Here is a 12,784-nt window from a genome sequence, read left to right on the forward strand (position 1 = left end):
GAAAACCGTGGACGAGATCATGCTCCATACGCCGGAGTGGTACGCGCGGCACGGCATCACGCTGTACGCCGGCGATCCCGCCGTCAACGTGGACCGCGCGCGGCGGGTGGTGATTTCGCAGAGCGGCCGCGAGGTCGCCTACGACCGGCTGCTGCTGGCCACCGGCTCGAAACCTTTTGTCATCCCCGTGCCGGGTCATACCCTGCCGGGTGTGATCGCCTTCCGCGACATCCAGGACGTGGATGCCATGCTGGAGGCCGCGCGCAGCCACCGCAAGGCGGTGGTGATCGGTGGCGGCCTGCTGGGGCTGGAGGCGGCCAACGGCCTGCTGCGCCAGGGCATGGACGTTACCGTCGTGCACCTGCTGGACAGCCTGATGGAGCGCCAGCTCGACAAGCCGGCCGCGGCCCTGCTCAAGGCCTCCCTGGAGCGGCGCGGGCTGAACTTCCTGATGCAGGCCCAGACCGCCGAGATCGTCGGCGGCAATGTGGATGCCCCAGGCTCCAACGAGGGCGCGCCGCGCGTAGTCGCGGTCCGTTTCAGGGACGGCAGCCAGATCCCGGCGGACCTGGTGGTGATGGCGGTCGGCATCAAGCCGAACATCGAGCTGGCACAGCGCATCGGCCTGCATTGCGAGCGCGGCGTCGTGGTCGACGATACGCTGCAGACCTACGATCCCTGCATCTATGCCGTCGGCGAGTGCGTGCAGCACCGCAAGAACACCTTCGGCCTGGTGGCGCCGATCTGGGAACAGGCGCGCGTCTGCGCCGTGCACCTCGCCGGTCTCGGGCACCGGCGCTATGTCCAGTCCGCCACCTCCACCCGGCTCAAGGTGACCGGAATCGACCTGTTCTCGGCCGGCGATTTCATAGGGGGAGAGGGAACCGAAGACCTGGTGTTGCGCGACCCGCGGCGCGGCATCTACAAGCGTCTGGTCGTGCGCGGCAACCGCCTGCTCGGTGTGGTGCTGTATGGCGACGTCAAGGACGGTAACTGGTACTTCGAGCTGATCCAGAGCGGCGCTGACATCGGCGCCATCCGCCAGCGACTGGTTTTCGGCCGCGCCTTCTGCGAGGCCGCATGAATCCGGTGCGGACCACCTGCCCCTATTGCGGGGTGGGCTGCGGCGTGCGCGTACAGGTCGGTGCCGGTGGTGTGTTCGAGGTGACTGGCGACGAGGCGCATCCGGCCAATGCCGGGCGGCTGTGCGTCAAGGGTGCGGCACTGGGCGAAACCCTGGACCTCGAGGGGCGGCTGCTGCATCCGGTGATCCGCGAGGCCGGTGGTGCGCGGCGCGCCGGCTGGGATGAGGCCCTCGAGCGCGTGGCACGCGGGTTCCAGCGCATCATTGCCGAGCATGGCCCGGATGCGGTGGCGTTCTACGTCTCCGGCCAGCTGCTGACCGAGGATTACTACGTCGCCAACAAGCTGATGAAGGGTTTCATCGGCTCGGCCAACATCGACACCAACTCTCGCCTGTGCATGTCCTCGGCGGTGGCCGGGCACAAGCGTGCCTTCGGCGGCGACCTGGTGCCGGTCTGCTACGAGGACCTGGAGCTGGCCGATCTCGTCGTGCTGGTCGGCTCCAACACCGCCTGGTGCCATCCGATCCTGTTCCAGCGCATCGCCAGGGCCAAGGAAGCGCGGCCGGAGCTGAAGCTGGTGGTGATCGACCCGCGCCGCACCGCGACCTGCGAACTGGCCGACCTGCACCTGCCGGTCAAGTCCGGCACCGACGTCTGGCTGTTCAACGGTTTGCTGAGCTTCCTGCATCGGCACGGCGTGGTGGATACGGTCTTTGTCGGCAGCCATACCGCGGGCATGGACGAGGCGCTGAGAGCGGCGCTGGCCAGCGCGCCGGACATCCGCGATGTGGCGCGGGCCTGCCGCCTGCAGGCCGAGGCGGTGGGCGAGTTCTACCGGCTGTTCGCGCGCACGCCGAAGGTCGTGACTGCATTCTCGCAGGGCGTCAACCAGTCGAGCAGCGGCACCGACAAGGTCAACAGCATCATCAACTGCCACCTGCTGACCGGCCGCATCGGCAAACCCGGCGCCGGGCCGTTCTCGATCACCGGCCAGCCCAATGCCATGGGCGGGCGCGAGGTGGGCGGCCTGGCCAACATGCTCGCGGCCCACATGGAGCTGGACAACGCCGAACACCGGCGTATCGTGCAGGGCTTCTGGAACAGCCCGGTGGTGGCCGAGCGGCCAGGGCTCAAGGCGGTCGAGCTGTTCGAGGCGATCCATGCCGGCCAGGTCAAGGCGGTCTGGATCATGGCCACCAACCCGGTGGTCAGCCTGCCGGATGCCGACCGCGTGCGCGCGGCGCTGCAGCGCTGCGAGCTGGTGGTGGTGTCCGACTGTGTGGCGAATACCGATACCGCGGCGCTGGCACATGTGCTGCTGCCGGCCGCCGGCTGGGGCGAGAAGGACGGTACGGTCACCAACTCCGAGCGGCGCATCTCGCGCCAGCGCGCCTTCCTCCCGCCGGCCGGCGAGGCGAAACCGGACTGGTGGATCATCAGCCAGGTGGCGGCGCGCATGGGCTGGCCGGCGGCGTTTGCCTACACCGCACCGCATCAGATCTTCGACGAGCACGCACGCCTGTCGGGCACGGGCAACGATGGCAGGCGCGGCTTCGACATCAGCGGACTGGCCGGCCTGACGCCTGCGCAGTACGACGCACTGGCGCCGATCCAGTGGCCGGTACTTGCGTCTCCCTCCCCCTCGACGGGAGAGGGGTGGGGTGGGGGCGAAACTGCCGGCACGGCACGGCTGTTCAGCGATGGCCGCTTCTTCCATCCGGACGGCCGCGCGCGCTTCATCGCCGTGGACCCGCGCCCGCCGCAGCACATGCCGGACGAGGAATACCCGCTGGTGCTCAATACCGGCCGCATCCGCGACCAGTGGCATACGATGACACGCACCGGCAAATCGCCGCGCCTGTCCAGCCACCTGCCGGAGCCCTTCGTCGAGATCCATCCCTACGACGCCATGCTCAACGGCGTGCAGGACGGCGCGCTGGTGCGGGTCGCCAGCCGCTGGGGCGCGCTGGTCGCAAGGCTGAAAACCAGCGGCGACGTGCCGCGACGCAGCGTCTTCGTCCCGATCCACTGGAACGACCAGTACGCCTCGGACGCGCGCGTCGGTGCGCTGGTGAACCCGGTGGTGGACCCGGTCTCCGGCGAGCCGGAGTTCAAGCACACGCCGGTGCGCGTCGAGCCCTTCCAGGTGGACTGGCACGGTTTCGTGCTCTGCCGTCGCGCACTGGACATGGAGGCGGCGACCTGGTGGACGCGTATCCAGGGTCAGCGTTTCCTGCGCTACGAGCTGGGCGGCCGCGGCCAGGTGGCGGACTGGCCGGCCTGGGGCCGGCGCTTGCTGGGCGTAGCCGATCCCGAGGCCGATTGGCTGGAATACTGCGACGACACGGCCGGCATCTACCGCGCCGCGCACGTGGTGGACGATCGCATCGAGGCCTGCGTGTTTGTGTCGCCGCGTCCGGACCTGCCGTCGCGTGCCTGGTTGTCGGGCCTGTTCGTGCAGGAGAAGCTGGAGGAGGTCGACCGCGTCGGCCTGCTGGTCGGCCAGCCGGTCAACCCGCAGGCGGACACCGGCCCGCTGGTCTGTTCCTGCTTCGGCGTCGGCCGCAACGTCATCCTCGACGCGATCCGCAAACAGGGTTTGACCAGTGCACAGCAGGTCGGCAGCTGCCTGAAGGCCGGCACCAACTGCGGCTCCTGCGTGCCGGAGATCAAGTCGCTGATCGCGCTGGCCGCGGCCAGCGAGGCGGCATGAGTCTGCGCTACGCGCCGGCGTCTGGCAGCTAGCGCTGGCTGCGGGGCACCAGGAAGCAGGCCAGCGCCGGCAGCATCACGATCGCGCCGAACAGGTTGACCACGAACATGAACAGCAGCAGCAGGCCCATGTCGGCCTGGAACTGCAGGCCCGAGAACAGCCAGGTGGTGACGCTGACCGACAGCGCCACCGAGGTGAAGATGCAGGCCTTGCCGGTCGTTTGCAGCGTGCGGAACCAGGCCTTGCGCAGCGGCCAGCCCTCGCCGAGCTTCTGCCCCAGCACGCTGAACAGGTAGATGCCATCGTCCACACCGATGCCGGCGCCGAGCGCGACCACCGGCAGCGTGGCCACCTTCAGCCCGACGCCGATCGCCGCCATGAAGGCATAGGTCATGAGCGAGGTCAGCGCCAGCGGCAGCACGATGCACAGCACGCTGATGCTGCTACGAAACGACAGCCAGACGAAGACGATGATCGCGGCGTAGACCCACAGCACGATCTGCTTTTCCTGAGCCTTGACCAGCTCGTTGGTGGCGGCCATCACGCCGAGGTTGCCGGAGGCCAGCGCGAAGCGCACCGGCGCCTGCGGGTGCTCGGCCGCAAACTGTTTGACGGCGGTCACGAGAGTTTCGAGCGTCTCTGCCGTATGGTCGGCGGTGAAGATCAGCACCGGCATGGCGCTGCAATCGGCGTTCTGCAGGCCGAAGGAGGAGGGGATCGGGTTGATCGCCTGCACCAGTGAGAACTGGTTGCGGGGCAGCACGCGCCACTTCAGGCTGCCCTCGTTCCAGCCGGCGCTGACCAGCTTGGCGATCTGGGGCAGCGAGGTCACGGAACGCACGCCCGGCTGGTTCTGCATGCGCCAGGCGAAGCGGTCGATCAGTTCCATCACGTCATGGCGCACGCAGGCTTCCGGCGCGGTCTCGGCGATGACCTTCATCACGTCCACGCCGATGGAGAAGTTTTCGACGATCGCGGCCGAGTCCCGGTTGTAGCGCCCGTCCGGCCGCAGCTCCGGCACGCCGGGCTTGAACTCGCCGATCTTCAGGTGCTGGTAGTTCCACAGCGACCAGGCCAGCAGGCCGGTGCAGACCAGCAGGATCGTGCCGGCGGCGCGCGGTGTGGCGCAGCGCGACAACCCCTGCCAGAGCCGGTCGCCGAGGCGGGTGCGCGCGGTCTGCAGCTTGTAGAACTCGCTGATGTCGCCGAACTCGGTATAGCTGAGCAGGATCGGGACCATGACCTTGTTGGTCAAGATGATCGCCGCCATGCCCAGCGAGGCGTTGATCGCCATCTCGCGGATGATCTCGACCTCGATCAGGTAGATGGTCGCAAAGCCGATCACGTCGGTGAGCAGCGCCAGCGTACCCGGGATCGCCAGGCGGCGGAACGAGGCCACTGCGGCGTCGTAGCGCGGCAGCCGGTTCTCCGCGACCTCGCCGGCCCAGGCGTTGACCATCTGCACGCCATGGCTGACGCCGATCGACAGCACCAGGAACGGCACCAGGATGGCGAAGGGATCCAGGCCGTAGCCCAGCAGGCGCAGCAGGCCGAACTCCCACACGACCGCCACCACGGCGCTGCCCAGCGGCAGCAGGCTGAGGCAGAACGAGCCGCAGTAGACCCACAGCATCAGCATCGTGATCAGCAGCGTGATCACGAAGAAGAAGACCACTTCCAGGTTGGCGTCGGTGACGTCGCCGATGATCTTGGCGAAGCCGATGATATGGATCTGGATGTCCTCGTCCTGGTACTGCTGGCGGATGCGTTCCAGTTCCTGCGCGACCTGACGGTAGTCCAGCCGCTCGCGCGTCACCGGGTGGTACTCGAGCAGCTCGGCCACGATCATAGCGCCGCGCTGGTCCTCGGAGACGATGCGGCCGATGATGCCGGCCCGCGCCACGTTCTGGCGGATGCGCTCGAACATCTCCGGCGTCGGCCGGTAATCCGGGGGCATGACGTCGCCGCCGGCGATGCCGTCCTCGGTGATTTCCAGGTAGCGGATACCGGGCGTGAACAGCGAACTGACGCGCGAGCGGTCCACACCGGGCAGGAAGAAGATTTCGTCGGTGACCTGCTTCAGGCGTGTCAGGAATTTCTCGTTGTAGATGTCACCGTCCTGCCGCACCAGCGCGATCGAGATCAGGTTGGCGCCCCCGAAGGCCTCGTGGTACTGGCGGAACGTGGCCATATAGGGATGGTTTTGCGGGATCGACTTCTCGAAGCCCGCGTCGATCTCGATGTGCAGCGCGTGCCAGCCGAGGAAGGCGGTCATGAGGGCGATCAGGCCCAGCATCAGTCGCCGGCGCGCGAAGACCAGCGGGACGACGATGCTCAGGATCCGGTCGGTCAGCGTCACCGGACGGCCTGTTCAGCGAAAGATGAAATACACCGCGCCCATCAGGCACAGCCCGGCCCACAGGTAATCCAGCTTGAGCGGCTGCTGCATGTAGAGCACGGCGAAGGGCACGAACACGGACAGCGTGATGACCTCCTGCAGGATCTTGAGCTGGGACAGGCTCAGCTCGGTGTAGCCGATGCGGTTGGCCGGCACCATCAGCAGGTATTCGAACAGCGCGATGCCCCAGCTGACGAAGGCCGCGATCCACCATTTCTGGTCGCCCAGGTTGCGCAGATGCGCATACCAGGCAAAGGTCATGAACACGTTGGACAGGATCAGCAGTCCCGTCGTCTGCAGCAGGACCGACATGGGCCCGCCGTCAGCGCGCTTTCAGCAGGTCGCGGATCTCGGCCAGCAGCTGCTCTTCGCGCGAGGGCGCCGGCGGTGCGGCCGGCTTTTCCTCCGCCTGCTTCTTCAGCGTGTTGATAGCCTTGATCAGCAGGAACACGGCGAAGGCGACGATGAGGAAATCCACGCTCGCCTGCAGGAATTTGCCGTAGCCGAGCACCACGGCGGGCGTATCGCCTGAAGCGGCCTTGAGCGTGAGGGCCAGATCGGCGAAGTTGACGCCGCCGATCAGCAGCCCGATGGGCGGCATCACCACGTCGGCCACCAGTGAAGACACAATCTTGCCAAAGGCGGCACCGACGATGATGCCGACCGCCATGTCGACCACGTTGCCGCGCATGGCGAAGGTCTTGAATTCCTGCAGCATGCCCATGAAGGCCTCCTGTGATTGCGCCGGGGTTATTTCGACTTGAGCTGGCGGTAGACGAACAGCAGCAGTAATGCACCGGCGGTGGCCAGCACGAGGCTGCGCAGGCTGAAGCCGGTTACCGTACCGAAGCCCAGGAACGAACCGATGAAGCCGCCGACGAAGGCGCCGGCGATGCCGATCAGGATGGTGACGATGAGGCCGCCCGGATCCTTGCCCGGCATGATCCACTTGGCCAGCACGCCGACGATCAGGCCGAGAATGATCCACGACAGAATGCCCATGATGTCCTCCTTGTGTCTTGGTTCTTGTGGGTTTGACGCAACGGCTACCCGCGAACGGGCCAGCCGTGCGCCCAAGATATCGGGCGCATGGGGCGGACCACAAGTGCAGCCGGGAGAGGCGCGGATTCAGATGCGGGTCACACCGGGCAGCGGCGTCCACAGCACGCGCTCGCCGGCCGCGTAGGGCTGCTCGCGCGCCGGCAGCATGACCAGGGCCATCGCGGTGGCCAGGTTGCTGAGCATGTGCGAGTCCTGTTTCGGCAGCGGCTCCAGCTGCACCTGGCCCTCCGTGTTGATGGACAGGTTCATGCGCAGCAGGCGGTCGCGCAGGGGATCGGCCTTGACCGGCTGCAGCAGCCGGCCGGCGGACATGCGCGGGCCGGGCGTGGCCACGCCTTCCAGGCAATCGAGCACGCGCCGCGCGTGGATCACCAGGCCCACCAGCACGGCGGCCGGATTGCCGGGCAGCGCCAGCAACGGGGTCTGGCCGCGCAGGCCGTAATACAACGGCTTGCCCGGCTTCTGTGCCACTTTCCAGAACACCTGGCGCACGCCGCAGGCGGCGGCCGCCTGCGGCAGGTAGTCGCGGTCGCCGACCGATACGCCGCCGGTCGTGATGACCAGGTCCGACTGGTCCAGCGCCGTGCACAGGGCGGATTCGACCTCCGTGCGCACGTCCTTGATGTAGCTGACCTGCGGTGGGGGATAGCCCAGTGCCTGCATCCAGCTGCGGATCAGCGGCCCGTTGGCGTCGTGCACCTGGCCCTCGGACGGCAGCTGGCCGGCGGCGACCACTTCATCCCCCGTGACCAGTACGCTGACGCGCGGCCGGCGGTAGGCCTTGATGGTATGCGTACCGGCCGCCATGAGGGCTGCCAGCATGCCGGGCGAAATGCGCTGACCCGCTGCGGCCAGGGCGTCGCCGCGTTTCAGCTCTTCGCCGGCGTAGCGGATGTTCCGTTTCTCCGGCACCGGCGCTTCGAGCCGGATGCTGTCCCCCTCGACCTGCGCCTGCTCTTGGGCGACGACCGTGTCCACGCCACGCGGGATGCGGCCGCCGGTCAGGATGCGGTAGGCCATGTGGCCGGCCAGCGGCGGCGGGTCCTCGCGCCAGGGCCCGGCGGCAATCTCGCCGATCACGCGCAGCTGCACGGGATGGGTGGGGCTGGCCCATTGGGTCTCGAAGGACAGCAAGGCATAGCCGTCCACCGCGCTTTGCGTGAAGCTCGGCAGGTCGATGGCCGCCAGCGGCGCCTCCGCCAGGCAGCGGTTGAGCGCCTGCTCGGTGGCGATGGATTCCACCGGCAGCGGCAGCAGTGTCTGGTTGTAATGAATGAGCGCCTGGCCGAGCGGCGTCAGCCGGCGCACCGGTTCCAGCGGTTCGGTGGGCCGCTCCGCGGCCGCGGGTGCAGCACGTGCCGGGTCGCGCGTCTCGGCGGGTGGCGGCGGGTGAAAAACCATGTGCGGGCCTCCTTCCGTGTTGCGCTCCGCGGGCCGCTGGCGCGGTTTTGTGCCCGAGTTTACGCCAGTCCCTGAGGTCTGGGCAGCGGGTCAGCGCCGGCTGCGGCGCAGCACGTCCAGCGTGTGCACCAGTCCCGGCAACAGGGCGTCCAGCGTTTCCTGTGCACCGCGCGCGCTGCCGGGCAGGGTGACGATCAGGCTGCGGCCGGCAAGGCCGGCGACGCCGCGCGAAATCATCGCGTAGGGCGTGCGGCGCTGTCCGTGGGCACGGGCCGCCTCCATGATGCCGGGCATCTCGCGTTCGATCAGCGCGCGCACCGTTTCCACGCAGCGGTCGCGCGGCGTGATGCCGGTCCCGCCGACGGTGGCGATGAGGTCCGGGCTCTGCCCCAGCCAGTGCCGCAGCCGCTCGCGCAGCAGATCCGGATCATCGCTCAGGATCTCGTAGCCGCCGATCTCGATGCCGGCCTCGGACAGGCGCTCGCGTACGCACTGCCCGGCGGCGTCGCGTTTCTTGCCGCCGGCCACGGCATCGGACAGGACCAGGACGATGCTCTGCGCCGGCGGCTCGATGCGGCGCGGGAAGTCGGATTTGCCACCGCGCTTGTCCAGCAGCGTGACATCGGTGACCGACAGCGCGCGCCCGGCGTGGGGCTTGAGCATGTCGTAGAGCGTGAGCGCGGCGATGCTGGCGGCGGTCAGCGCTTCCATCTCGACGCCGGTGCCGGCGAGCACCTGCACGTCGGCCTCGATCCGGACCGACTGTTCCGACAGCGTGTATTCGATGCGGATGGCCTGCAGCGGCAGCGGGTGGCAGAAGGGCAGCAGCTCCCAGGTGCGCTTGGCGGCCAGGATGCCGGCCGTGCGCGCCACCTCGAGCGCATCGCCCTTTTCCGTGCGGCGCTCGCGCAACAGGGCGATGCACTCCGCCGGCGCGTGCAGCGTGGCGGTGGCGCGTGCGCTGCGCAGGGTCTCCGGCTTGCGGGTGATGTCTTTCATGAAAGACCCGGCATGAAGAATAGAACAGGATTCACGGGATGTTTTCAGGATGGTCGGGATGAACGCATATTCTTCCAACAGGAGTTTTTGCGGTCTTGTTCATCCTGTTGAATCCTGAGCATCCTGTTCCATTCTGAAAGGCTGTTCGCCGTCTGCGCTCAACGGGACGCCTTCGAGGTAGCGGCTGTCGCCGTCCGGGTAGTGTTCCTGCTTCCAGATCGGTACGCGCTGCTTGAGGGTGTCGATGGCGTGGCGCGCGGCGGCGAAGGCGGCGTCGCGGTGCGCGGCGCGCACCACCACCAGCACGCTGAGCTCGCCCAGCGCCAGCTCGCCGGTACGGTGCTGGATGCGGCAGTGGCGGATGTCGAAGCGTCGCAGGGTGTCCTGTTCGATCTCGGCCAGGAGCTTCTCGGCCAGCGGTGCATAGGCGCTGTAGGCCATGCCGCTGACCGGGCGGCCTTCGTTTGCGTTGCGTACCGTGCCGCCGAACACCACCAGCGCACCGCAGTCGGCGCTGTCCGTCGCCGCCAGCAGCGCTGCCAGATCCAGCGGTTCGGCCTGCAACCGGTGCATGCTCAGCCGCCGCTGACCGGCGGGATCAGCGCCAGCGTGCTGTCATCGGCCAGGCGGTGGTGGCGCGATACCAGTTCGCTGCCGATGGCGCAGGCCACGCGCGGCAGTCGCTCCGCCAGCTGCGGCTGCTGCCGGCACAGCAGAGCCAGGGCGTCGGCCACGGTCCCGCCGGGCAGTTCGAGGAGGCAGCGCTCATCGCCCGCGAGCTGGCGCAGTACGCCGTGAAATTCGACGGTAACGCGCATCAGCCCCCCAGCGCGTGCATGCTGATCGGCCGCTCGACGTAGCCGCTGGCGGCATAGCCGGCTTCCTTGTTCCAGACATGTCCGCGGACGATGGCTTCGAGGGCGTCATCGTCGGCGCCGGCGCGCAGGGGCGTGCGCAGGTCGCGGCCACGGCTGGAGAACAGGCAGGCATACAGTTCGCCGGTTGCGGTGACACGCAGGCGATCGCAGCTCGCGCAGAACGGATTGGAAATGGTGGAGATCACGCCGAGGCGGTAATCGCCGTCCAGTGCATAGTAGGCGGCAGGATCCGGCGTGCGCGGCAGCGACTCGATCCGGAATCGTGGCCGCAGCCGCTGCAGGATTTCCGCTTCCGGCACCACGCGCTCGTGCGACCAGGCGCCGCGTCCGTCCAGCGGCATGAATTCGATGAAGCGCAGGGGGATGGCCTGCGCCTGCGCCCAGCGCGCCAGGGGCAGGATCTGGTCGTCGTTGTGCCCGCGCACCACCACGGTGTTGATCTTCAGCGGCAGGCCGGCGGCGCGTGCGGCCGCGATGCCCTCGAGCACGTGCTCGACTGCGCCGCGCCCGCCGCTGAGGGCATGGAAGCGCTCCGGCTCCAGCGCATCGAGGCTGACGTTGAGGTCATCCAGGCCGGCCTGTGCAAGGGCCGCCGCACGGCGCGCGAGCAGCACGCCGTTGGTGGTCAGGGAGATGCGTTCCAGCCCGGCCGCGCGCAGCCGGCCGAGCTCGGCAATCAGATCTTCCAGGTCGGTGCGCAGCAGGGGTTCGCCGCCGGTCAGGCGCAGCTGCCGGATGCCGAGCCGGGCGACGAAGAGCCCTGCCAGCCGCAACAGCTCGGCGCGGGCGAGCAGCTGCTCGCGCGGTGCCCACTGCGGTGTTTCGGGCATGCAGTAGCCGCAACGGAAGTTGCAGCGGTCGGTGAGCGACAGGCGCAGCTTGCGCTTGATGCGTCCGCGCCGATCAGTGATCACGGGATCCATCCCCGCATTATGCGTCACTGCCCGCTAGGCGGCACCTTTGAGGATCAGCGCAGGCGGCGCCACCGGACTCGACTGCAGCCGGCGCTCGACCGCCGCCAGGTCGTCCGGCGTGTTGATGCTCCAGAACACCGAGGGCCAGTCGCGGTAGTCGACCGTGACCAGTCCCTGGTTCTGCAGCCAGCCGGCCACTTCGCGCCGACCCTCTGCCAGCCAGCGGCGCAGATCGGGCAGTGCACTGCGCGGGATCAGCGCGCAAACCGGGTGCAGCCAGACCCCATCATGGACTGCGCAGACCTTGCCACGGCCCTCCGCCAAGGCGGCCAGCATGCGCGAAACGAGGTCTGGCGGCAGCCAGGCGGCATCGCAGGGCACGCACAGCACGTAGTCCGTGTGCGCCGCTGCCAGCACGCTGGCCATGCCGGCCAGCGGGCCCTGGTAATCGCCGCTGCCATCCGCGACGACGGGGTAGCCGTAGCGCGCATATTCGGCGTGGTGGCGGTTGGCGTTGATCAGCACCTGATCCACCTGCGGCAGCAGGCAGGCGAGGGCGCGTTCGATCAGCGGCTGGCCGGCCACCGGCATCAGGCCCTTGTCCACGCCGCCCAGGCGGCGGCCGAGGCCGCCGGCCAGGATGGCGCCGGTCACGCTGGGTGTGTGCGCTTTCATGTCGCTCATGAGTGGGGATGTGGGTCAGCTATTTCAAGCAACGGCCGTGCCAGGGACGGCCACGCAGCTCAGGCGCTCTGGCGCCGCCGCTGGAAGATGGACTGTGGCGTGTCGGTCGCCGGCTGGTAGACCACCGACATCTCGGAGAAGGCCTTGAGCGCGTCCTCGATGCAGCGGTCCGGGCGCGGCTCGAAGGCATCGATCCCGCAGCGATGCATATGCCAGAGCTGGTCGCGCTGCACGTCGCCGATCGCGCGGATCTCGCCTTTGAAACCGAGCTGCTCGCGCAGCACGCGCGCCTGCGACAGGGCGCGGCCATCGCCGAACTTGGGGAATTCCAGTACGATTCGGGCCAGGCCCTGCAGCTCGCCGTAGACCTCGTTCACGTCGAGATCGTTGGGCAGGCGCACGCCCGCGTCCGCCAGCCGAGCCTGCAGCGTGTCCCGCTCGCGCCGCCAGCGCGCCAGCGACACCGTGAAGGAGCCGGTGGCCGGCAGCGGGGCGTCGTCGGGCAGGTGCTGCACGTCGTCGGCGACGATGCGCTGGTCCTTGATGATGCGGCGCAGGCTCATGCGGCCTCCTCGGCTTCGGCGCCGGCATAGACCTCGGCCTTGAACGGGGCCATGCCGATGCGGCGGTAGGTGTCGAGGAAGCGCTCC

13 protein-coding genes are annotated in these 12,784 nt (G+C 68.4%); 2 read left to right on the forward strand and 11 right to left on the reverse strand.

Features of this window, described 5'->3' with window-relative positions; genetic code table 11:
- Together VNJ47_10735 and VNJ47_10740 are read left to right on the forward strand one after the other, a co-directional pair.
- Nucleotides 1–1,084 (forward strand): FAD-dependent oxidoreductase (locus tag VNJ47_10735; protein HXG29307.1); only part of this gene is annotated, 1,084 nt, incomplete at its 5' end.
- Nucleotides 1,081–3,798, forward strand: coding sequence for a molybdopterin-dependent oxidoreductase (locus tag VNJ47_10740; GenBank protein ID HXG29308.1), 2,718 nt, complete (start codon nt 1,081–1,083; stop codon nt 3,796–3,798). The genes VNJ47_10735 and VNJ47_10740, both read left to right, overlap by 4 nt.
- A gap of 28 nt (nt 3,799–3,826) precedes the next feature.
- Here the strand turns inward: VNJ47_10740 and VNJ47_10745 are convergent, their stop codons facing one another.
- From VNJ47_10745 to VNJ47_10795, 11 genes are all read right to left on the reverse strand, one after another.
- Complete coding sequence (locus VNJ47_10745) at nt 3,827–6,157, reverse strand: MMPL family transporter (protein ID HXG29309.1); 2,331 nt, start codon at nt 6,155–6,157, stop codon at nt 3,827–3,829.
- Nucleotides 6,158–6,169: 12 nt separating this feature from the next.
- Nucleotides 6,170–6,508, reverse strand: coding sequence for a DMT family protein (locus VNJ47_10750; protein ID HXG29310.1), 339 nt, complete (start codon nt 6,506–6,508; stop codon nt 6,170–6,172).
- Between the two features lie 10 nt (nt 6,509–6,518).
- Nucleotides 6,519–6,920, reverse strand: coding sequence for a large-conductance mechanosensitive channel protein MscL (mscL, locus tag VNJ47_10755; protein HXG29311.1), 402 nt, complete (start codon nt 6,918–6,920; stop codon nt 6,519–6,521).
- A gap of 26 nt (nt 6,921–6,946) precedes the next feature.
- Entirely contained in the window at nt 6,947–7,198 is a 252-nt protein-coding gene (locus VNJ47_10760; protein HXG29312.1) for a GlsB/YeaQ/YmgE family stress response membrane protein, read from the reverse strand.
- A 126-nt stretch (nt 7,199–7,324) separates the two neighbouring features.
- Nucleotides 7,325–8,659, reverse strand: coding sequence for a molybdopterin molybdotransferase MoeA (locus tag VNJ47_10765; protein ID HXG29313.1), 1,335 nt, complete (start codon nt 8,657–8,659; stop codon nt 7,325–7,327).
- 90 nt (nt 8,660–8,749) lie between these two features.
- Nucleotides 8,750–9,658, reverse strand: a complete 909-nt coding sequence (gene moaCB, locus VNJ47_10770; protein HXG29314.1) for a bifunctional molybdenum cofactor biosynthesis protein MoaC/MoaB — start codon at nt 9,656–9,658, stop codon at nt 8,750–8,752.
- Between the two features lie 99 nt (nt 9,659–9,757).
- Nucleotides 9,758–10,231, reverse strand: a complete 474-nt coding sequence (locus tag VNJ47_10775) for a molybdenum cofactor biosynthesis protein MoaE (GenBank protein ID HXG29315.1) — start codon at nt 10,229–10,231, stop codon at nt 9,758–9,760.
- Nucleotides 10,232–10,233: 2 nt separating this feature from the next.
- Nucleotides 10,234–10,476 carry a MoaD/ThiS family protein gene (locus tag VNJ47_10780; protein ID HXG29316.1) on the reverse strand — a complete coding sequence of 81 codons (243 nt, stop codon included), beginning with the start codon at nt 10,474–10,476 and terminating at the stop codon, nt 10,234–10,236.
- Entirely contained in the window at nt 10,476–11,450 is a 975-nt protein-coding gene (gene moaA, locus VNJ47_10785; protein HXG29317.1) for a GTP 3',8-cyclase MoaA, read from the reverse strand. Before moaA ends, VNJ47_10780 begins: the two co-directional genes overlap by 1 nt.
- 33 nt (nt 11,451–11,483) lie before the next feature.
- Nucleotides 11,484–12,125, reverse strand: coding sequence for a molybdenum cofactor guanylyltransferase MobA (gene mobA / locus VNJ47_10790; GenBank protein ID HXG29318.1), 642 nt, complete (start codon nt 12,123–12,125; stop codon nt 11,484–11,486).
- 68 nt (nt 12,126–12,193) lie between these two features.
- Nucleotides 12,194–12,697 carry a DUF934 domain-containing protein gene (locus tag VNJ47_10795; protein ID HXG29319.1) on the reverse strand — a complete coding sequence of 168 codons (504 nt, stop codon included), beginning with the start codon at nt 12,695–12,697 and terminating at the stop codon, nt 12,194–12,196.
- Between the last annotated feature and the right edge of the window lie 87 nt (nt 12,698–12,784).

This window comes from Nevskiales bacterium, from assembly GCA_035574475.1.
Taxonomy (GTDB): Bacteria; Pseudomonadota; Gammaproteobacteria; order Nevskiales; family DATLYR01; genus DATLYR01.

Excerpts from the sequence above, each read along its gene's own strand:
- VNJ47_10740 (HXG29308.1), top strand. The coding sequence starts at position 1,081 with ATGAATCCGGTGCGGACCACCTGCCCCTATTGCGGGGTGGGCTGCGGC.
- VNJ47_10750 (HXG29310.1), bottom strand. The coding sequence starts at position 6,508 with ATGTCGGTCCTGCTGCAGACGACGGGACTGCTGATCCTGTCCAACGTG.
- mscL (HXG29311.1), bottom strand. The coding sequence starts at position 6,920 with ATGGGCATGCTGCAGGAATTCAAGACCTTCGCCATGCGCGGCAACGTG.
- VNJ47_10760 (HXG29312.1), bottom strand. The coding sequence starts at position 7,198 with ATGGGCATTCTGTCGTGGATCATTCTCGGCCTGATCGTCGGCGTGCTG.
- VNJ47_10765 (HXG29313.1), bottom strand. The coding sequence starts at position 8,659 with ATGGTTTTTCACCCGCCGCCACCCGCCGAGACGCGCGACCCGGCACGT.
- moaCB (HXG29314.1), bottom strand. The coding sequence starts at position 9,658 with ATGAAAGACATCACCCGCAAGCCGGAGACCCTGCGCAGCGCACGCGCC.
- VNJ47_10775 (HXG29315.1), bottom strand. The coding sequence starts at position 10,231 with ATGCACCGGTTGCAGGCCGAACCGCTGGATCTGGCAGCGCTGCTGGCG.
- VNJ47_10780 (HXG29316.1), bottom strand. The coding sequence starts at position 10,476 with ATGCGCGTTACCGTCGAATTTCACGGCGTACTGCGCCAGCTCGCGGGC.
- mobA (HXG29318.1), bottom strand. The coding sequence starts at position 12,125 with ATGAAAGCGCACACACCCAGCGTGACCGGCGCCATCCTGGCCGGCGGC.
- VNJ47_10795 (HXG29319.1), bottom strand. The coding sequence starts at position 12,697 with ATGAGCCTGCGCCGCATCATCAAGGACCAGCGCATCGTCGCCGACGAC.